22 protein-coding genes and 4 tRNA genes are annotated in these 18,769 nt (G+C 75.2%); 9 read left to right on the top strand and 17 right to left on the bottom strand.

The window, feature by feature from the left end; genetic code table 11:
• Nucleotides 1-82: 82 nt before the first annotated feature.
• From rplL to ACRYM2_RS14785, 7 genes are all read right to left on the bottom strand, one after another.
• Nucleotides 83-472, bottom strand: coding sequence for a 50S ribosomal protein L7/L12 (rplL, locus tag ACRYM2_RS14815; protein WP_432523168.1), 390 nt, complete (start codon nucleotides 470-472; stop codon nucleotides 83-85).
• 69 nt (nucleotides 473-541) lie between these two features.
• Nucleotides 542-1,114: a 50S ribosomal protein L10 gene (rplJ, locus tag ACRYM2_RS14810; RefSeq protein WP_432523167.1), complete on the bottom strand. Its 573-nt coding sequence runs from the start codon at nucleotides 1,112-1,114 to the stop codon at nucleotides 542-544.
• 330 nt (nucleotides 1,115-1,444) lie between these two features.
• Entirely contained in the window at nucleotides 1,445-2,161 is a 717-nt protein-coding gene (rplA, locus tag ACRYM2_RS14805) for a 50S ribosomal protein L1 (RefSeq protein WP_432523166.1), read from the bottom strand.
• Between the two features lie 83 nt (nucleotides 2,162-2,244).
• A complete protein-coding gene (gene rplK / locus ACRYM2_RS14800; protein ID WP_166613982.1) occupies nucleotides 2,245-2,676 on the bottom strand; it encodes a 50S ribosomal protein L11 in 432 nt (143 codons plus the stop codon).
• Between the two features lie 156 nt (nucleotides 2,677-2,832).
• A complete protein-coding gene (gene nusG, locus ACRYM2_RS14795) occupies nucleotides 2,833-3,702 on the bottom strand; it encodes a transcription termination/antitermination protein NusG (RefSeq protein ID WP_432523173.1) in 870 nt (289 codons plus the stop codon).
• Between the two features lie 183 nt (nucleotides 3,703-3,885).
• Nucleotides 3,886-4,119 carry a preprotein translocase subunit SecE gene (gene secE, locus ACRYM2_RS14790; protein WP_432523165.1) on the bottom strand — a complete coding sequence of 78 codons (234 nt, stop codon included), beginning with the start codon at nucleotides 4,117-4,119 and terminating at the stop codon, nucleotides 3,886-3,888.
• A gap of 82 nt (nucleotides 4,120-4,201) precedes the next feature.
• Nucleotides 4,202-4,274 (bottom strand) — tRNA-Trp (locus ACRYM2_RS14785).
• Nucleotides 4,275-4,381: 107 nt separating this feature from the next.
• Between ACRYM2_RS14785 and ACRYM2_RS14780 the strand changes: the two genes are divergently transcribed.
• From ACRYM2_RS14780 to ACRYM2_RS14755, 6 genes are read left to right on the top strand one after another with little or no spacing between them, the layout of a single operon-like run.
• Complete coding sequence (locus ACRYM2_RS14780) at nucleotides 4,382-5,623, top strand: pyridoxal phosphate-dependent aminotransferase (RefSeq protein WP_432523164.1); 1,242 nt, start codon at nucleotides 4,382-4,384, stop codon at nucleotides 5,621-5,623.
• A gap of 37 nt (nucleotides 5,624-5,660) precedes the next feature.
• The gene (locus ACRYM2_RS14775; protein WP_432523163.1) at nucleotides 5,661-6,920 is read left to right on the top strand and encodes a sensor histidine kinase; all 1,260 of its coding nucleotides are present in this window, start codon (nucleotides 5,661-5,663) and stop codon (nucleotides 6,918-6,920) included.
• Nucleotides 6,917-7,552: a response regulator transcription factor gene (locus ACRYM2_RS14770; RefSeq protein WP_432523162.1), complete on the top strand. Its 636-nt coding sequence runs from the start codon at nucleotides 6,917-6,919 to the stop codon at nucleotides 7,550-7,552. The genes ACRYM2_RS14775 and ACRYM2_RS14770 overlap by 4 nt, the downstream gene beginning before the upstream one ends.
• A gap of 38 nt (nucleotides 7,553-7,590) precedes the next feature.
• The gene (locus ACRYM2_RS14765) at nucleotides 7,591-8,679 is read left to right on the top strand and encodes an adenosine deaminase (RefSeq protein ID WP_432523161.1); all 1,089 of its coding nucleotides are present in this window, start codon (nucleotides 7,591-7,593) and stop codon (nucleotides 8,677-8,679) included.
• 20 nt (nucleotides 8,680-8,699) lie between these two features.
• A complete protein-coding gene (locus ACRYM2_RS14760; RefSeq protein WP_432523160.1) occupies nucleotides 8,700-9,593 on the top strand; it encodes a hypothetical protein in 894 nt (297 codons plus the stop codon).
• Entirely contained in the window at nucleotides 9,590-9,973 is a 384-nt protein-coding gene (locus tag ACRYM2_RS14755; protein WP_432523159.1) for a GntR family transcriptional regulator, read from the top strand. Before ACRYM2_RS14760 ends, ACRYM2_RS14755 begins: the two co-directional genes overlap by 4 nt.
• Nucleotides 9,974-9,988: 15 nt before the next feature.
• On the opposite strand, the gene ACRYM2_RS14750 is transcribed toward ACRYM2_RS14755, so the two are convergent.
• The 8 genes from ACRYM2_RS14750 to ACRYM2_RS14715 form a co-directional block, all read right to left on the bottom strand.
• Nucleotides 9,989-11,068, bottom strand: a complete 1,080-nt coding sequence (locus tag ACRYM2_RS14750; protein ID WP_432523158.1) for a UDP-N-acetylmuramate dehydrogenase — start codon at nucleotides 11,066-11,068, stop codon at nucleotides 9,989-9,991.
• Nucleotides 11,065-12,294 carry an MFS transporter gene (locus ACRYM2_RS14745; protein WP_432523157.1) on the bottom strand — a complete coding sequence of 410 codons (1,230 nt, stop codon included), beginning with the start codon at nucleotides 12,292-12,294 and terminating at the stop codon, nucleotides 11,065-11,067. The genes ACRYM2_RS14750 and ACRYM2_RS14745 overlap by 4 nt, the downstream gene beginning before the upstream one ends.
• A complete protein-coding gene (locus ACRYM2_RS14740; protein WP_432523156.1) occupies nucleotides 12,291-12,755 on the bottom strand; it encodes a MaoC/PaaZ C-terminal domain-containing protein in 465 nt (154 codons plus the stop codon). The genes ACRYM2_RS14745 and ACRYM2_RS14740 overlap by 4 nt, the downstream gene beginning before the upstream one ends.
• Nucleotides 12,752-13,216 carry an FAS1-like dehydratase domain-containing protein gene (locus ACRYM2_RS14735; RefSeq protein ID WP_432523154.1) on the bottom strand — a complete coding sequence of 155 codons (465 nt, stop codon included), beginning with the start codon at nucleotides 13,214-13,216 and terminating at the stop codon, nucleotides 12,752-12,754. Before ACRYM2_RS14735 ends, ACRYM2_RS14740 begins: the two co-directional genes overlap by 4 nt.
• Nucleotides 13,217-13,256: 40 nt before the next feature.
• Entirely contained in the window at nucleotides 13,257-13,424 is a 168-nt protein-coding gene (gene rpmG, locus ACRYM2_RS14730; RefSeq protein ID WP_012085006.1) for a 50S ribosomal protein L33, read from the bottom strand.
• Between the two features lie 161 nt (nucleotides 13,425-13,585).
• Nucleotides 13,586-13,658: transfer RNA gene (locus ACRYM2_RS14725), tRNA-Met, on the bottom strand.
• 32 nt (nucleotides 13,659-13,690) lie between these two features.
• Nucleotides 13,691-13,762 (bottom strand) — tRNA-Thr (locus ACRYM2_RS14720).
• Nucleotides 13,763-13,848: 86 nt separating this feature from the next.
• Nucleotides 13,849-13,930: transfer RNA gene (locus ACRYM2_RS14715), tRNA-Tyr, on the bottom strand.
• A gap of 126 nt (nucleotides 13,931-14,056) precedes the next feature.
• Here ACRYM2_RS14715 and ACRYM2_RS14710 point away from each other — a divergent pair.
• A complete protein-coding gene (locus ACRYM2_RS14710; protein ID WP_432523152.1) occupies nucleotides 14,057-14,548 on the top strand; it encodes a YajQ family cyclic di-GMP-binding protein in 492 nt (163 codons plus the stop codon).
• Between the two features lie 17 nt (nucleotides 14,549-14,565).
• Nucleotides 14,566-15,525, top strand: coding sequence for an alpha/beta hydrolase family protein (locus ACRYM2_RS14705; protein WP_432523151.1), 960 nt, complete (start codon nucleotides 14,566-14,568; stop codon nucleotides 15,523-15,525).
• 22 nt (nucleotides 15,526-15,547) lie between these two features.
• Here the strand turns inward: ACRYM2_RS14705 and htpX are convergent, their stop codons facing one another.
• Nucleotides 15,548-16,429, bottom strand: coding sequence for a zinc metalloprotease HtpX (gene htpX / locus ACRYM2_RS14700; RefSeq protein WP_432523150.1), 882 nt, complete (start codon nucleotides 16,427-16,429; stop codon nucleotides 15,548-15,550).
• A gap of 188 nt (nucleotides 16,430-16,617) precedes the next feature.
• Here htpX and ACRYM2_RS14695 point away from each other — a divergent pair, with 188 nt between their 5' ends.
• Nucleotides 16,618-18,201, top strand: a complete 1,584-nt coding sequence (locus tag ACRYM2_RS14695; RefSeq protein WP_432523149.1) for a PP2C family protein-serine/threonine phosphatase — start codon at nucleotides 16,618-16,620, stop codon at nucleotides 18,199-18,201.
• A 98-nt stretch (nucleotides 18,202-18,299) separates the two neighbouring features.
• Here ACRYM2_RS14695 and ACRYM2_RS14690 read toward each other — a convergent pair.
• On the bottom strand, nucleotides 18,300-18,769 hold a 470-nt coding region (locus tag ACRYM2_RS14690), incomplete at its 5' end, for a methyl-accepting chemotaxis protein (RefSeq protein WP_432523148.1).

The raw sequence follows: 18,769 nt of genomic DNA, 5'->3' as shown, positions 1-18,769 counted from the left end.
CGAACGCGAGGAGGGGCGGCCGGACGCGAGTCCGACCGCCCCTCCCGGGAGCGCTCCCCCGGTCAGCCGACCGGGGAGGGGGTCACTTGAGGGTGACGGTGGCGCCGGCGCCCTCGAGCTGCGCCTTGGCCTTCTCCGCGGCCTCCTTGTTGACCTTCTCGAGGACGGGCTTGGGGGCGCCGTCGACGAGGTCCTTGGCCTCCTTGAGGCCGAGGGAGGTCAGCGCGCGGACCTCCTTGATGACGCCGATCTTCTTGTCGCCGGCGGCCTCGAGGATGACGTCGAACTCGTCCTTCTCCTCCTCGGCCGGGGCGGCGGCGCCGCCAGCGGCACCACCGGCGGCGGCCACGGCCACGGGGGCGGCGGCGGTGACGTCGAAGGTCTCCTCGAACTTCTTCACGAAGTCGGAGAGCTCGATGAGGGTGAGCTCCTTGAACGCGTCGAGCAGCTCGTCGGTGCTGAGCTTCGCCATGGTGGCGGTCCTTCCTGGTGGGTGTGGGCCCCGCGTGTCACCGCGGGAGTGGGGTTGCGAGCGGGACGCTCAGGCGTCCACGGTCTCGGCCGCGGGGGCCTCGGCCGGCGCAGCGTCCGCGGGCGCGCCCGCGGCCTGCTTCTCCCGCAGCGCTTCCACGGTGCGGACGGTCTTGGACAGCGGCGCCTGGAACAGCGCAGCGGCCTTGGCCTGGGAGGCCTTCAGGACGCCGGCCACCTTGGCCAGGAGCACCTCGCGGGACTCCAGGTCGGCCAGGGCGGTGACGTCGGCGGCGCTGATCGCGCGGCCGTCGAGCACGCCGCTCTTGACGACCAGCTGGGGGTTGGTCCTGGCGAAGTCACGCAGGCCCTTGGCCGCCTCGACCGGGTCACCGGCGATGAAGGCGATCGCGGAGGGGCCGGACAGCTGCCCCTCGAAGGCCGTGACACCGGCCTCCTTCGCCGCGATGGTGGCGAGCGTGTTCTTCAGGACCGCGTAGGTCGTGTCAGGACCCAGCGTCGTGCGCAGCTGCGTGAGCTGGGCGACGGACAACCCCCGGTACTCGGTGAGCACCGCGGCGTTGGATCCCTGGAACAGGGCCGTGATCTCCTTCACGGCCGCGACCTTCTCCGGCTTCGCCATGTGTGCCCTCCCTTCCTCGTCTCGGGGGGCCGGCCCGGCCCCGGACGCACGAAACGCCCCGGCGCAGGCGCGCGGGGCGTCGGGTCGCAGCCGGGGGCTGCGGTCGATGCTCTGGCTCACCTGCGCAGGTCGCCCGTGGAACGGGACCTTCTGCCACCTGCCTCGCGAGGAGGACCGGCGGCGACCGGCGGTCTTCGGTACCGCACCAGCCTACACGCCGTCACGGGGTGGTGCGGACGCGACGAGGGGCGGGCCCCGCGCTGGTGCGCAGGACCCGCCCCTCGTCCCCGTCGGGGCCGCAGCCCGTCAGGTCGCCGTGCGGCGGGGTCGTCAGACCGCGGTCGCTTCCCCGGTGAGGTTGCGCGTCAGGGTCGGGTCGACCGGGACGCCCGGGCCCATCGTCGTCGTGACGGTCGCCTTCTTGATGTAGCGGCCCTTGGACGCCGACGGCTTCAGGCGCAGCACCTCGTCGAGGGCGGCGGCGTAGTTCTCGACCAGCTGGGTGTCGTCGAACGAGACCTTGCCGATGACGAAGTGCAGGTTGGCGTGCTTGTCGGTGCGGAACTCGATCTTGCCGCCCTTGATCTCCGTGACGGCCTTGGCGACGTCCATGGTCACCGTGCCCGTCTTCGGGTTGGGCATGAGGCCGCGCGGGCCGAGCACCTTGCCGAGCCGGCCGACCTTGCCCATGAGGTCGGGCGTGGCCACGGCGGCGTCGAAGTCGAGGCGGCCCTTGGCCACCTCGTCGATGAGCTCGTCGCCGCCGACGATGTCGGCGCCGGCGGCCTCGGCCTGGGCGGCGCGGTCACCGACGGCGAAGACCAGCACGCGGGCGGTCTTGCCGGTGCCGTGCGGCAGGTTGACGGTGCCGCGCACCATCTGGTCGGCCTTGCGCGGGTCGACGCCCAGGCGGAAGGCGACCTCGACGGTGGCGTCGTACTTGGTGGTCGACGTCTCGCGGGCGAGCTTGACGGCGTCCAGGGGGGCGTAGAGGGCGTCGCCGTCGATCTTCTCGACGGCGGCGCGGTAGGCCTTGCTGCGCTTCACTGCTGCTCCTCGGGTCGGGGTGAGGGTCGTGGTCGGACGGGCCGCGCGGGGCCCTGCCACGGGGTGCTGCCGGCTGAGGGGTCTCAGTCGGAGACGGTGATGCCCATCGAGCGGGCGGTGCCGGCGATGATGCGGGCCGCCATGTCGACGTCCTTGGCGTTGAGGTCCTGCAGCTTGGTCTCGGCGATCTCGCGGACCTGCGCCTGGGTCAGGTTGGCGACCTTCTTGACGTGCGGCTCGCCCGACCCCTTGTCGACGCCGGCGGCCTTCTTGATGAGCTCCGCGGCCGGCGGGGTCTTGGTGATGAAGGTGAACGAGCGGTCCTCGTAGACCGTGATCTCGACCGGGATGACGTTGCCGCGCTGGGCCTCGGTCTGCGCGTTGTACGCCTTGCAGAACTCCATGATGTTCACGCCGTGCTGACCGAGCGCGGGGCCGATCGGCGGCGCGGGCGTGGCCTGGCCGGCCTTGATCTGGAGCTTGATGAGCCCGGCGACCTTCTTCTTGGGGGGCATGGTGCGTCCTCTCGGTAGCGAGCGTGGTGGCCGTATCGGTGCCCGCGGATCGGGCGACGAGGGGTTGAGGCCGTCGTCCAGTCTACGCGCCCGCCCGCGCGGGGCCGGACGCGAGCGAGCCCCGGCCGGTGGGCCGGGGCTCGCTGGGTCGGTGCGTCAGATCTTGGCGACCTGGTTGAAGTTGAGCTCGACCGGGGTCTCGCGGCCGAAGATCGAGACCAGCACCGTGAGCTTCTGGCGGTCCGGGGCGATCTCCGAGATCGTCGCGGGCAGGGTCTCGAAGGGCCCCTCCATGACGGTGACGGACTCGCCGACCTCGAAGTCCACGACCTTGGCGGGCGCCGCCGCGGCCTGGCCGGGGGCCTGCTTCTCGCCGGCCTTGGCCTTCGGCTGCAGCGCGGGGGCGAGCATGGAGAAGACCTCGTCGGTGGACAGCGGCACCGGCTGGTGGGTGTTGCCGACGAAGCCCGTGACGCCGGGGGTGTGGCGCACGGCGCCCCACGACTCGTCGGTCAGGTCCATGCGCACGAGCACGTAGCCGGGGATGCGCACCCGGCGGACGTTCTTGCGCTGGCCGTTCTTGACCTCGACGACCTCCTCCATGGGCACCTCGACCTGGAAGATGTAGTCCTCCATGTTGAGGCTGGTCATGCGGGTCTCGAGGTTGGTCTTCACGCGGTTCTCGTACCCGGCGTAGCTGTGGATGACGAACCACTCGCCGGGCATGCGCCGCAGCTTCTTGCGGAACTCCTCGGCCTCGTCGACGTCCGCGTCGAGCTCGGCGGTCAGGCCGTCCTCACCGGGCTCGGGGTCGGCGTCGGCGGCCGACTCCTCGGACAGGTCGCCGGCCTGGTCGCCCGCGGGCGCGCCCAGCACGTCGCCGACCGGGACGTCCGGGGTGTCGACGGCCTGCTCCGCGCGGGCCTCGTCGTCGGCCTCCGCGTCGGCGCGGACGTCCTCGTCGTCGTAGCCGGTCAGCGAGGCGTCCGCCTCGGTCGCCTCGTCCTCGTACTGCCCCAGCGCCACGGGCGACGGCTCGGCCGCGGCGTCGTACACCTCGTCGCTGCCCTGGACGGGCGACTGCTCGCCCTCCGGGCCGCCGTCGGTGCGCCGCTCGCCGAGAGAGGGACCCCACTGCTCCGACACGCTGCTGACCTGCTTCCTACGGGTTCGGGACTCACGCGCACCCGCTGGTGCGCGCCCAGTGCGTCAGGACCCGAACACCAGCAGGACGAGCTTGCCGATGCCGTAGTCCAGCGCGGACACGAAGAGCATCATCGCCACGACGAAGACGAGCACGACGCCCGTGTAGCTGAGCAGGTCCCGGCGGCTGGGCCAGACGACCTTGCGCAGCTCCTCCACGACCTGGCGCAGGAACAGCAGGAAGCCGGTGCGCTTCTTGGCCTCGGCGGGCTGTGCCGCGGCCTTCGTCGTCTGGCTCACCTCGGGCTGCCCCGCTCCTGTGTGGTCTTGCGCCGGTGTGCTTCGTCCCGCAGACGCGCCCGGGTGGGCACGGTGGTGCTCGCAGGGCAGGAGGGACTCGAACCCACAACCGCCGGTTTTGGAGACCGGTGCGCTACCAATTGCGCCACTGCCCTGAGCGGATCCGCCCGCCCCGCGGGGCGCGCGTCACCACGGCGGTGCGAGACCGCCGGGACCACCATAGGTGACGCGAGCACCCCCAGTCGAACCAGCGGGTGGGAGGATGGTCGCCGTGACCGCGCAGAGCACCGTCCAGCCCTCCGTCCGCTCCCGCGTCTCGGCCCGCGTGGCCGGCATCGCCGAGTCCGCGACGCTCGCGGTGGACGCCAGGGCGAAGGCGCTCAAGGCCGCCGGGCGCCCCGTCATCGGCTTCGGCGCCGGGGAGCCGGACTTCCCCACCCCGCAGGCCATCGTCGACGCCGCCGTCGCCGCCTGCGCCGACCCGGCCAACCACCGCTACACCCCCGCCGGCGGCCTGCCCGCGCTGCGGGAGGCGATCGCGGCCAAGACGCTGCGCGACTCCGGCTACGAGGTCTCCCCCTCGCAGGTGCTCGTCACCAACGGCGGCAAGCAGGCCGTCTACGAGACCTTCGCCGCCCTGCTCGACCCGGGCGACGAGCTGCTGCTGCCCGCTCCCTACTGGACGACCTACCCCGAGGCCGCCCGGCTGGCCGGCGGCGTGCCCGTGGAGGTCTTCGCGGGCCCCGAGCGGGGCTACAAGGTGGACGTGGAGCAGCTGGAGGCCGCGCGCACCCCGCGCACCAAGGCGCTGCTGTTCAACTCCCCCTCCAACCCGACCGGTGCGGTGTACTCGCCCGAGGAGGTCCGCGCGATCGGGCGCTGGGCCCTCGAGCACGGCGTCTGGGTCGTCACCGACGAGATCTACGAGCACCTGGTCTACGACGGCGTGCGGGCGGCCTCGATGCCGGTGGAGGTGCCCGAGCTGGCCGACACGTGCGTGGTGCTCAACGGCGTGGCCAAGACCTACGCGATGACCGGCTGGCGGGTGGGCTGGCTCGTCGGGCCGGCCGACGTCGTCAAGGGCGTGGCCAACCTGCAGTCGCACCTGAGCTCCAACGTCGCCAACGTCTCCCAGCGGGCGGCCGTGCAGGCGCTCACCGGGGACCTGGAGGCCGTCGCCCGCATGCGCGAGGCCTTCGACCGGCGCCGGCGCACGATGGTCTCGATGCTCGACGCGATCGAGGGCGTGCGCTGCCCGCTGCCGCAGGGCGCCTTCTACGCCTACCCCGACGTCACCGCCCTCATCGGCCGCTCGCTGCGCGGGCAGGAGATCACCTCCTCGGCCAAGCTCGCCGAGATCGTCCTCGCGCAGGCCGAGGTCGCGCTCGTGCCCGGCGAGGCCTTCGGGCCCAGCGGGTACCTGCGGCTGTCGTACGCGCTGGCCGACGAGGACCTGGTGACCGGGGTCGAGCGGGTCCAGCGGCTGCTGGCCGAGGTCGACTGAGCGGGCGCGGCGGGCGGGACGGCGGACGGGGCGGGGCGTGCGCAGCGGCCTGCCGGCGAAGGCCGCGCCCTCGCCGGGCTCGTGGTGGGTGCGCACCGTCCCCGGCTGGCACGCGGCCTTCGCCGTGTTCGTCGCGCTCGCGGTCGCCGCGCTGGTCCTCGTGCCCGCGCCCGACCCGGCCCTGGCCGGCGGCGCCCTCGCGGGCGTCGTGGTCGCCTACCTGCTGCGGGGGGTGCCCGGCGCCCGCCGGCGCCGCGGGCACGCCCGCCCCTACCTCGTCGTCATGGTCGTGGGCTTCTCCACCGTCTTCGCCGGTGCCCCCGGGCTGAGCTTCCTGCTGTTCATCGCCTTCCCGCAGGCGTGGTTCTTCACCGACACCCGCCGCGAGGGGACCGTCTGGACGGTCGCGACGGCGCTGGGGGCGCTGGTCGGGCTCGTCGCGGGGCACGGCTCGCTGGCCACCGCGCCGGACGTGGCCGTCTCGATGGGCGTCAGCGTCGTGTTCACCTGCGCCCTCGGCTTCTGGATCTCCAAGGTCGTCGAGCAGAGCGAGGAGCGCGCCGAGCTCATCACCGAGCTGGAGACGACGCGGGCCGAACTGGCTGCGGCGCACCACGAGGCGGGGGTGGCGGCCGAGCGCGCCCGGCTGGCCGGGGACATCCACGACACCCTCGCGCAGAGCTTCACGAGCATCGTCGTGCTCGCGCAGTCGGCCGCGGCCGGCGCGGTGGACGAGGCCACCCGCCGGCGGCTGGAGCTGGTGGAGGCCACCGCGCGCTCGGGGCTGGCCGAGGCGCGCACGCTGGTGGCCGCGATGTCGCCGGTGGGCCTGGAGGACGTGGCCCTCACCGAGGCGCTGCACCGGCTGGGCGAGCGGGTCTCGCGCGAGAGCGGGGTGCGGGTGCGGGTGCGGGTGGACGGGGAGGTGCGCGGGCTGCCGCGCGCGCAGCAGGTGGTGCTGCTGCGCGCTGCCCAGGAGGCGCTGGGCAACGTCCGCAAGCACGCGGCCGCCCGCACGGCGCAGGTGCTGCTGTCGGCGCAGGACGCGAGCGTGGTGCTGGAGGTGCACGACGACGGCGTGGGCATCGCCGCGACCGCGGCGGCCGCCGGCGAGGGCTTCGGGCTGGCGGGCATGCGCCGGCGGGTGGAGGAGGCCGGCGGCGTCGTCGAGGTCGTCGGCGCACCGGGCGCGGGCACCCGGCTGCGGGTCGCGGTGCCCGCGGGGGCCGCCGCCCCGCCGGTCACCGCGCCGGGAGCGGGCGGTGCGAGCGGCGCCGGCGCGGAACCGGTGCCGTGAGCGCGCCGGTGCGGGTGCTCGTCGTCGACGACCACCCGGTCGTGCGCGGCGGGCTGGAGGGGCTGCTGGCCGCCGCGGGGGACCTGCAGGTCGTGGGCAGCGCCGAGGACGGCGCGCAGGCCGTGGCGGCGGTGGAGCGGCTGCGGCCGGACGTGGTGCTCATGGACCTGCGGATGCCCGTGCTGGACGGTGCGAGCGCCACGGGCCGCATCCGCCGCGACCACCCCGAGGTGCACGTGCTGGTGCTGACGACCTACGAGACCGACGCGGACATCGTGCGGGCCGTGGAGGCGGGGGCGACGGGCTACCTGCTCAAGGACACCCCGCTGGCCCAGCTCGCCGACGCGGTGCGCGCGGCCGCGCGCGGGGAGACCGTCCTGGCGCCGCCGGTGGCGGCCCGGCTGCAGGCGCGCCGCGGCCAGGCCGGGGACGCGCTGACCCCCCGCGAGGTGCAGGTGCTGGCCGCCGTCGCCCGCGGGGCGACGAACGCCGAGGTGGGGCGGGAGCTGTTCATCGGCGAGGCGACCGTGAAGACGCACCTGCTGCGCGCCTTCGCCAAGCTCGGGGTGGACGACCGCACGCACGCGGTGACGGTGGCCATGGAGCGCGGGCTGCTGCCGCCGCCCAGCTGACCTGCCGCCGACGACCAGTGCTGGCAGACTCACGCAGCGTGACGAGGTCGGTCGAGTCCCTGCCCAAGGCGCACCTGCACCTGCACTTCACCGGCTCGATGCGGACGGCCACGCTGCTGGAGCTGGCCGCCTCCCACGGCGTGCGGCTGCCGGCCACGCTCAGCTCGCAGACGATGATCACCCTCTCCCCCGACGAGCGCGGCTGGTTCCGCTTCCAGCGCCTGTACGACGCCGCCCGCGCCTGCGTGCGCACGGCCGACGACATGCGCCGCATCGTGCTGGAGGCCGCGGCCGACGACGCCGCGGAGGGCTCGCGCTGGCTGGAGCTGCAGGTGGACCCGACCAGCTACGCCGTGCACGTCGGCGGCCTGACCCCGGCCCTGGAGATCGTGCTGGACGCGGCGCGGGAGGCGAGCGCGCTGACCGGCACCGCGGTGGCCGTGGTGGTCGCCGCCAGCCGGGTGCGCCACCCGCTGGACGCGCGCACGCTGGCGCGGCTGGCCGCCCGGTACGCCGGGGACGGGCCGGGGAGCGTGGTCGGCTTCGGGCTGTCCAACGACGAGCGCCGCGGCGAGACCGCCGACTTCGCCGGCGCCTTCGCCATCGCCCGGGCCGCGGGGCTGGCGTGCGTGCCGCACTCGGGCGAGCTGCTCGGCCCCGACCACGTCGAGCGGACGCTCACCGCGCTGCAGCCGAACCGGCTCGGGCACGGCGTGCGCAGCGCGGAGGACCCGGCCGTGCTGGAGCGCCTCGTCGCCGCGGGCATCGCGCTGGAGGTGTGCCCCACCAGCAACGTCTCGCTCGGGGTCTACCCCGAGCTGGGCGGGGTGCCGCTGCGCCGGCTCGTCGAGGCGGGCGCCGTGGTCGCCCTGGGCGCGGACGACCCGCTGCTGTTCGGACCCCGGCTGGCGGCGCAGTACCGCAGCGCGCGCGAGGACCACGGCTTCGACGACGGGGAGCTGGCGGCGCTGGCGAAGGCCTCGATCAGCGCCTCCCGGGCACCGGCGGCGACGAAGGCGGCGCTGCACGCGCAGGTGGAGGAGTGGCTGCGGCTGCCGGAGCAGGACGGCGAGGAGGGCCAGGACGCTCCCGCGGGCCGGTCGGACGTGATTCACTCAATGGGTTGATTCATTGAGAGGAGGGTCCGGTGGCCGGACTCCCGCTGCTCGTCGTGCTCGCCGTCCTCGCCGCCGCCGGGGCGTCGCTCGCCGTCCAGGTGGTGCGCGGGCGGGTGCGCTCGGCCGACCTGCCGCTGCCCGTGGCCGCCGCCCGCGCGCGGGGCACGCGCTGGTCGGCCGCCGCGCTGCTCGCCGGCCTCGGCGCGGTCGGCGCGCTCGTCGCGCTGGCGCTCGCCCGGCGCAGCGAGACGCTCGTCCTGCTCGCCCCGCTGACCGGCGCCGGCGTCCACGCCGTGACCGCCCTGCTCGGCGAGCTGACCTGGCCGCGGCCGGGCGGGCGCGTGCGCTCGGCGCGGCTGGTGGCCCGCTCCATCCGGGCCAGCGCCCCGCCCGCGCTGCTGGGCACCGCGCTCGCCACGGGCCTGCTCGTCCTGGCCGCCTGCGTGGCCGGGACCCTGCTGGCCGGCGCGGGCGCGCAGACCTGGACGTGGCGGACGGCCAACTACGCGGCGGGCTCGCAGGTGCCCGGCGGGGCGGTGGCCCTGCCGCTGCTGGCGGCCTGGGCGCTGACCGCGGTCGCCACCGCCGCGGTGCTGCACCGGATGCCCGTGCGCCCCGCCGTCCCCTGCGCCCCGCCGGCCGTCGACGCCGCACTGCGCCGCACCGGCGCGCACCGGGTGCTGCGGGTGAGCACCTCGGCGCTGCTCGGCACCGCCGGGGTGCTGCTGGTGCGCTGGTCGCACTTCGCGACCACCTGGCGCAGCACGGCCGACGTGCTCACCGGCGAGATCACCGACGGGCCGCTCGCCGCGCTGGCGGGCCCCGTCGTCACCGCGGGCCTGCTCCTGGTGCTCGCCGGAGCCGTCGTGCTGCTGCTGCCGGCCCGGGGACTGCGCAGCGCACCGCGGGCGGTCGCCGCGTGAGCGGGCTGCACGTCACCGTGGACACCACCTCGGCCGTGCCCGTCTACGAGCAGCTGCGCCACCAGGTCACCGCGCTCGTCACGACCGGCGCGCTGCGCGAGGGGGACCGGCTGCCCGCGGCCCGGGCGCTGGCCGCCGACCTGGGGATCGCCGTGGGCACCGCGCAGCGCGCCTACCGGGAGCTGGAGGCCGCCGGGACCGTCACCTCGCGGCGGCGCACCGGCACCGTGGTCGCGGCGAGCACCACGGTGGAGGAGGACGTGCGCTGGGCCGCCGAGGGCTTCGTCGAGCGCGCGCTCAGCTCGGGGCTGTCCGCGGAGCAGGCGCTCGACGTCGTGCGGGCCGCCCTCGTCAGCGTGGCCCGCTCGCGCACCCGCTGACCCCGGCGGCCGGGCTCACAGGCGGGCGCCGACGAGGACGGGTTCGTTGACCAGGCGGATGCCGAAGCGCTGCTCGACGCCGTCGGCGACGGTGCGGGCCAGCCGCAGCAGGTCCTCGGCCGTGGCGCCGCCGCGGTTGGTCAGCGCGAGCACGTGCTTGGTCGACAGCGCCGCCGGGCCGGGGGCGCCGAAGCCCCGCCCGAAGCCGGCGCGCTCGATGAGCCAGGCGGCGGAGGTCTTCACCCGGCCCTCGCCCGCGGGGAAGCGCGGGGCGTCCGCGGGCAGCCGGTCCACCTCGGCCGCGCTCAGGACCGGGTTGGTGAAGAACGAGCCGGCGCTCCAGGTGTCGTGGTCGGACAGGTCGCGCGGGTCCCAGACCATGCCCTTGCCCGCGCGCAGCTCCAGCACGGCGGCGCGCACGTCGGCGGCCGGCGCCCGCTCGCCCACCCGCACCCCGAGCCGGCGGGCCAGCTCGGGGTAGGCGACGGCGGTGGAGCGGTCCGACAGCCGGAACTGGAACGTCACCTCCAGGACGACGTAGCGGCTCTCCGGGTGGGCGCCCGCCAGCGCCACCCGCGAGGTCTTCAGCAGCGAGGTGCGGTAGCCGAAGCGCAGGTCGGCGGCCGCGAACGTCCGCTGCCGGCGCTCGAGGCGGTCCCAGGTGCGGACGGTCTCGATCGTCTGCGAGACGTCCTGGCCGTAGGCGCCCACGTTCTGCACCGGCGTGGCGCCGACGCTCCCCGGGATGCCGGACAGCGCCTCGACGCCCGTCCAGCCGCGGCGCACGGCCGTGGCGACGAAGTCGTCGAAGGGGTGCCCCGCGGCGACGGTGACGACTCCCCCGCCGCAGGCGTCCTCGGAGTCGACGCCGATGCCGGTGGTCGCCACGTGCACGACCGTCCCCTCGAAGCCGGCGTCGGCCACGAGCAGGTTGGAGCCGCCGGCCAGCAGCAGCAGCGGGTCGCCCGCCTCGTCGGCGGTGCGCACGGCCTCCACGAGCTCGGCCTCGGTGGTGGCCTCGACCAGGGTCCGGGCGGGGCCGCCCACGCGCAGGGTGGTGCGGGGGGCGATCGAGGTGTCGGTGCGGACGCTCACGAGGACACTGTGCCCCGGCCGCGCTCGCGCTCCGCGCCGAGGGCCGTCCCGGCGTGGTGCGGGGCGGCCGCACCGGAGACGACCAGGGCGAGGGCGGACATCACCGCGGCCGCCGTCAGCGCGTCGAGCACCCCGATCCGGTCGGCGAGCAGGCCCAGCACGGGCGGGCCGGCGAGGAAGGCGGCGTAGCCGACCGAGGAGACGACGCTGACGCGCACGGCGGCGTTGACCTCCTCGTCGGCGGCGGCGCTCATGCCCAGCGGGAAGCCCAAGGCGGCGCCGGTCCCCCAGACGGCCGCGCCGGCCACGGCCAGCGGCACCGAGGGCGCGAGGACGAACAGCAGCACGCCGGCGACGGCGAGCGCGGCGGAGACCCGCAGTGCGGGCACCCTGCCCACGCGCTGCAGCACGACGGGGCCCAGCAGGCGGCCGAGCGTCATGGCCGTGACGAACACCGCGAAGCCGGCGACCCCCACGGCGTGCCCGGTGCCGTAGCCGTCGACCATGCCGACGGCGAGCCAGTCGTTGGCGGTGCCCTCGACGAAGGCCATCCCGAGCACCATCACGCCGATGAGCAGGGTGCGCGGCTCGGTCCACGCCCGGCGCAGCGTGATGGCCCCCGCGGGCGCCGAGCCGGGCTCGGGCGCCGGGTCGTCCAGGAAGGAGCGCACGACCACGGCGGCGCCGGCGAGCGCGAGGACGGCGGTGACCGACAGGTGCAGCCAGGTGGGCACGGACAGGGCCAGCAGCCCGGCGCCCAGCCCCGCGGCCAGCACGGTGCCGAAGCTGTACCCGGCGTGGAAGCGGGACATGATCGAGCGGTCGAGGCGGCGTTCGACGACCGTGCCCTCGACGTTCATGGCCACGTCCCAGGCGGCCACGCCCGCGCCCTGCACGAGCAGGCCGGCGGCGGCCAGCGGCACGCTGCCCAGGCCGTCGACGGCGACGGCGGTGGTCGCCATGCCGACGGCGACGGCGGTGGCCCCGGCGAGCACGGTGCGGGCGCGGCCCAGCCGCACCACGACGGCGCCGGAGAGCGGCATCGCGACCACGGAGCCGATCGACAGCGCCAGCAGCAGCAGGCTGAGGCGGCCGGGGGTCAGCTCGAGGGTCTCGCGGACCGAGGGGATCCGGGCGACCCAGGAGGAGAAGCAGAAGCCGTTGAGGACGAACGCCGCGTAGACGGCGGTCCGTGCGCGCAGCGCGGCGGTGGGGGCCGCGCTCACCGCAGCCGGACGACGGCCCTGGCCCGCCCCAGGACCCGGGTGCCCGCGCTGACGGCGACCAGCTCGACCTCGACGGTGCGGGCGGCCTCGTCGCGGCCGACGACGGAGCCGGTGACCTCGAGGACGGCCTCGGTGCCGGCCGGCACGACGACGGGCGCGGTGAACTTGGTGCCGTAGGCCAGCACGGCGGTCGGGTCGCCGGCCCAGTCGGCGACGACGCTGCCCGCCAGCCCCATCGTCAGCATCCCGTGGGCGATGACGTCCGGCAGCCCCACCGAGCGGGCGGTGGCCTCGTCGAGGTGGATGGGGTTGCGGTCGCCGGAGGCCTCGGCGTAGGCGCGCAGGTCCTCGCGGGAGAGCTCGTAGCGGGCGGCGGGCAGCTCGCGCCCGACGTGCGCGGCCTCGAAGGTGCCGTCGAAGACGTCCTCGAGCGCGTCGGGGGCCTGGTCGGCGGTGCTCACGCGTCGTCCTCCGCTGCTCGCACGACGAGGGTCGAGGTGGCCGTGCACACGGGGGTGCCGTCGGTGCGGGCCAGCTCGGTGCGGGTGGTGACCATCGCGTTGCCGCGCACCACGCGCACCCGGTCCACGTGGACCTCGGCCGTCAGCTCGTCACCGGCGACGATCGGGGCGTGGTGGGTGAAGCGCTGCTCGCCGTGCACGACGCGGGAGAAGTCGATGCCGGCGGCCGGGTCGGTGACGAAGCGGGCCTCGGCGGCCTGCGCCAGCGTCACCGCGAAGGTGGGCGGCGCGACGACGTCGGCGTGGCCGAGCGCCCGCGCGGCGGCCGCGTCGTGGTGGGCCGGGTGGACCGCGCGCACGGCCCGGGCGAAGGCCCGGACCGCGTCGGCGGTCACCGCGCTCGCACCGGACGCGGGGTACACGCGCCCCTGGAAGGACTCGTCGACGCTGACGGTCGCCACTGGGGTGCTGCCTCCCGGTCCGGTGCGCTCGCTGCTGAGGTCAGCGGGTCTCGCGGTGCGTGGTCTTCTTGCCGCAGCGCGGGCAGAACTTCGCCAGGTCCAGGCGGTCCGGGTCGTTGCGGCGGTTCTTCTTGGTGATGTAGTTCCGCTCCTTGCACTCGGTGCAAGCCATCGTGATCTTCGGGCGGACGTCGGTGGTCTTGGCCACGGCGGGTGCCTCTTCCTCGGCTTCTCAGCTTCTCTGACGGTCCAGCGGGCAGCGCGTGCGCCGCGGTCGGGCTCCAGGGTACGCGACGAGCGGCCGGAGCCCGGACGCGCGCGAGCGGCCGCCCCGGGGGGGGACGACCGCTCGGTGCTCGCCGTGCGCTGTAGCGAGGGCCGGACTTGAACCGGCGACACAGCGATTATGAGCCGCTTGCTCTACCAACTGAGCTACCCCGCCGTGCTTCCGGCGGGCGTGCCCGCCGGTGTGCGAGCCCCGATCGAGGATTGAACTCGAGACCTCTTCCTTACCAAGGAAGTGCTCTACCACTGAGCTATCGGGGCATTCGTCGCGCGTTCGCGCCGTGTCACCACGACCCTACACGCTGCGACCCGGAGCCGTTGCCGGCCCCGGGTCGCGTGGTGCGACGTGGCGGGTGATGGATTCGAACCAACGTAGGCAATGCCGGCGGATTTACAATCCGCTCCCTTTGGCCGCTCGGGCAACCCGCCGTGCCACCGGCGAGCCGGCGACAGTGAGACGATAGCAAGCCGGAGGGGGTGCTCGGCAACCGAGCCCCGCCACCGGCCGTCCCAGCACCCGCACGAGCAGTCGCAGAGCACCAGGAGGAACCCCGCGTGGCCAGCGAGTCGTCGTTCGACGTCGTCAGCAAGGTGGACCGCCAGGAGGTCGACAACGCGCTCAACCAGGCCGCGAAGGAGATCTCCCAGCGCTACGACTTCAAGGGCACCGACGCCTCGGTGCGCTGGAGCGGGGAGAGCATCCTCATGGTCGCCAGCTCCGAGGACCGGGTGAAGGCCGTCCTCGACGTGCTGCAGACCAAGCTCGTCAAGCGCGGGGTCTCGCTGAAGGCGCTGGACACCTCCGAGCCGGCGGCCTCGGGCAAGGAGTACCGGATCGAGGCCACCCTCAAGGAGGGCCTGGCCCAGGACGTCGCGAAGAAGATCGGCAAGATCATCCGCGACGAGGGTCCCAAGGGGATCAAGACCCAGGTCACCGGCGACGAGATGCGCGTCAGCTCCAAGAGCCGCGACGAGCTGCAGGAGGTCATCGCGCTGCTCAAGGGCGCCGACCTCGACGTCGCGCTGCAGTTCGTCAACTACCGCTGACCCGGGCGCGGCACCCCGTGGACCGACCGCTGCCGCGCCGGCTGCTGCTCGGCGCCTCCCTGGCCTCCGCCGCGGGCCTGGCCGCCTGCACCTCCGGCGGGCGGGAGGCCTCGGGCGACGCCTCGACCACCGCGAAGGCGACGCCGTCCGCCACCGAGACGGCCACCGCGACGGCCACCGAGGAGCCGTTCGTGCCGCCGGGGCTGCAGGAGTCCCAGCGCGACGAGTACCGCTTCGGCGACCACCCGCGCCAGGTCAGCGACCTGTGGCTGCCGGCGGGCGAGCGGCGCGAGGCGATCGTCGTGCTGGTGCACGGCGGCGGCTGGGACGCGGCCACCGACCGCCGCGACCTCAACGCCCTCGTGGCCGACCTGGTCCTGGGCGGCTGGCCGGTGCTCAACGCGGACTACCGCGGCAACGGCGACGGCGGGGGCTGGCCGGGCACCTTCACCGACCTCGCCACGGCCGTGGACATGGCCGCCGAGGCCGCCGCCGAGCACGGTCTGCCGGTGGAGCGGACCGCGGTCGTCGGCCACTCCGCGGGCGGGCACCTGGCGGTGTGGGCCGCCGCCCGGCACACCCTGGCAGCGGGCGAGCCCGGTGCCGGGCCGCGCGTCGTGCCGGTGGCCGCCGCGGCCATGGCCGGGGTGCTGCACCCCACCGCGCTCGGCGAGGACGGCGGGGACCCCAACGTGCAGCTGCTGTTCGGCGGCCCGCCCAGCGCCGTCGACGAGCGCTACGCCGTGGGCGACCCGACCCGGCGCGTGCCGCTGGGGATGCCGCTGCTCGTCGTGCACGGCACCTCCGACGAGACGGTCCCGCCCGCGCAGTCGCAGGAGTTCGCCCAGGCGGCCCAGGCCGCCGGTGACCGCGTCGACCTGCGGCTGCTCGGCGGCGTCTCGCACACCGACCCCAAGGAGCCGGCGGGCACCACCTTCCCGCTCGTGCGCAGCTGGCTGGAGGCCGTGCTGCGCTGAGCGGTCCGGCGCGGCGGCCGGGTCAGCGGCGGTAGCCGGCCAGCGCCTCCAGGCGGGCGATGCGCTCCGCCATCGGGGGGTGGGTGGAGAACAGCCGCGCCACGCCCTGCCCGCGGAACGGGTTGGCGATCATCATGTGGCTGGCGTTGACGAGCTCGCGCTCGGGCGGCAGCGGCAGCTGCCGCGTGCCCAGCTCCAGCTTGCGCAGCGCCGACGCCAGCGCCAGCGGATCGCTGGTCAGCTTCGAGCCGTCCTCGTCCGCGTCGTACTCGCGGGTGCGGGAGATGGCCAGCTGGATGACGGTCGCCGCCAGCGGCGCCATGAGCGACAGCAGCAGCAGCGCCAGCGGGTTCGGGCGCTCCTCGTCGCGGCCGCCGCCCGCGGCGGCGCCGAAGAAGACCCCGAACTGGGCGATCGAGGTGATGACGCCCGCCAGCGCCCCCGCCACCGAGGAGGTGAGGATGTCGCGGTTGTAGACGTGCATCAGCTCGTGGCCGAGCACGCCGCGCAGCTCGCGCTCGTCGAGCAGCTGCAGGATCCCCTCGGTGCAGCAGACCGCCGCGTTCTCGGGGTTGCGGCCCGTGGCGAAGGCGTTGGGGGCCATCGTCGGCGACACGTACAGCTGCGGCATCGGCTGGTGGGCACGGGTGGACAGCTCGCGCACGATGCGGTGCATCGCGGGCTGCTCGGCCTCCGAGACCGGCCGCGCCCGCATGGCGCGCAGGGCGATGCGGGCGGAGTTCCAGTAGCCGTAGGCGGAGGTGGCCAGGCCGATGACGACGAACAGCAGCAGGAACGCGGAGCTGCGGAAGGAGGCGGACAGCAGCGCGCCGATGAGCAGCAGGACGGCCCAGATGGCGCCGAACAGCACAGCCGTCTTCAGCCCGTTGTAGTGCCGGTGCATCCCGTCCTCTCCCCCGCGACCGCGCGCCCGCAGGCGCACCCGCTGGCAGAACGTCCGGAGCGGTCCCGACGTTCCGGGACGCGGGACCCCGGCCCGGCGGCGGGACCGGATTCGTGACTGCGAGCACGCGGGACATCGACGCTCCGTATGCTGTGATCTAGATACAGCGGTCCACGACAGGGAGGTGCGTGCCCGTGCCGACTGGCGTGTGGGCACGCGCCTGGGACTCCTCCGCCGACGGCATGCTCGTGCTCGAGCCCGACTGGAGCGTGCGCTACGTCAACCGCGCCGGCGCGCGGGCGCTGGGCCTGCAGACCCCCGCGGACGGCCACCGGGACCTCTGGTCGCTGCTGCCGCAGCTGCGCGGCACGCCGTTCGAGCACTCGCTGCGGCGCCTGGAGCGCACCGGCGAGCCCGTGACGTGGGAGATGGAGCACGCGCCCCACGGCTGGTTCGAGCAGCGCGCGTACCGCGTCGACGACCGGACCGTCGTCGTGCTGCACGACGCCGACGCCCGCCGCGCGGCCCAGCTGGAGCGCGGGCAGCTGCTGGGGCGGATGAGCGTCCTGCTGAGCCTGGCCAGCGCGCTGGCGCGCACCGACACCGTCGAGGACGTGGCCCGCGCGGCGCTGGCCGTGGTGCGCGACCACCTCGGCGCCGACTACGCCGGGCTGTCGATGATCGACGGGCCGTGGGTGACCACCCTGGGCCTCGGGCAGGTCGACCCGGCCGTGGAGCAGGTCTGGCACCGGCTGCCCCTGGACCACCCGGATCCGGCCACCCAGGTCGCCCGCACCGGACGGCCGCTCGTCTTCACCACCTTCGCCGAGCTGGCGGCGGCCTTCCCCGCCTCGCGGGAGCGGCTGGAGCGCGCCGGGCTGCGCTCGGGCACCGTCCTGCCGCTGACGATCGCCGACGGCTGGCGCATCGGGGCGTTCTCGGTGGCCTGGCGCACCGACCACCGGCTCACCGACAGCGAGACGGAGCTGCTGACGGCCGTCGCGGACGCGACCGCCCAGGCGGCCCGCCGCGCCCAGCTGTACGCCGAGCGCCGCGACGTGGCGCACACCCTGCAGGCGGCGATGCTGCCGGAGCTGCCGCGGCTGCCGGGTCTGGAGCTGGCCGGCCGGTACGTGCCGTGGTCGCCCACCGACGAGCAGGTGGGCGGCGACTGGTACGACGCGCTGGCGCTGCCCGGGGGCGGCAGCCTGTTCGTCATCGGCGACGTCGCCGGGCACGACGTGCAGGCGGCGGCGCAGATGGGGCAGGTGCGCGCGATGCTGCGGGCGCTGTCGGTGGACCGGCCGCAGGAGTCCCCCGCCGCGCTGGTGGCCCGCCTGGACCACGTCCTCGCCGAGCTGGGCGCCGACACCCTCACGACGCTGACCGTCGTGCGGCTGGACCCGCCGGGGGCGCCGCGGCAGCTGCGCTGGAGCACCGCCGGGCACCCACCGGGCGTCCTGGTGGACGCCGGCGGGTGCAGCACCGTGGTCGACGGGCCCCCGGACCTGCCGCTGGGGGTGGACGCGAGCGCACCCCGGCACGAGCACGTCACGCCCTGGCCGCCCGGCGGCACGCTCGTGCTCTACACCGACGGCCTCGTCGAGCGGCGCGACCAGGACGTCTGGGAGGGCGTCGGGCTGCTGCGGCGGGCGCTGGAGCGCACGCACACCGCCCCGCTGGACGAGCTGCTCGACGCGCTCGTGGCCGACACGGTCGCGCGGGCCGAGGACGACTGCGCCGTGCTCGCCGTGCGCGAGCCGCGGCCCTGACGCACGAGGGCCCCGACGCACGAGAGCCCCCGCCGGTGATCTTCCACGGTTCACCGTGGAAGATCACCGACCGGAGGCTCAGGGGCTCCGGGGCGGTCTCAGGTGCGGGGCAGGGTGAAGGTGCCCACCAGCTCCTTCAACTCCGCCGCCGTGCGCGAGACCTCCCCCGCCGTGGACGCGGTGTGCGTGGCCCCCGCCGTGGTCTGATCGGCCGAAGCGGCGATCCCGGAGATGTTGCTCGCGATCTCCTGGCTACCGGTGGAGACCTCGGTGACGTTGCGCACCATCTCAGAGGTGGTCGCGGACTGCTGCTCCACCGCCGCCGCGATCGTGGACTGCAAGGCGTCGATGCGGGCGATCACCTCGGTGATCTCGCTGATCGCCCCCGCCGCCGCCGCCGCATCGGCCTGGGTGGAGCCCACCTTGGCCACGATCTCCTCGGTGGCCCGCGCGGTCTGCTGGGCCAGCTCCTTGACCTCCCCGGCCACCACCGCGAAGCCCTTGCCCATCTCCCCGGCGCGGGCGGCTTCGATGGTGGCGTTCAGGGCCAGCAGGTTGGTCTGCTCGG

This window comes from Kineococcus aridisoli, from assembly GCF_050871885.1.
Lineage (GTDB): Bacteria > Actinomycetota > Actinomycetes > Actinomycetales > Kineococcaceae > Kineococcus.
This window is presented reverse-complemented; position numbering and strand designations above follow the sequence as displayed.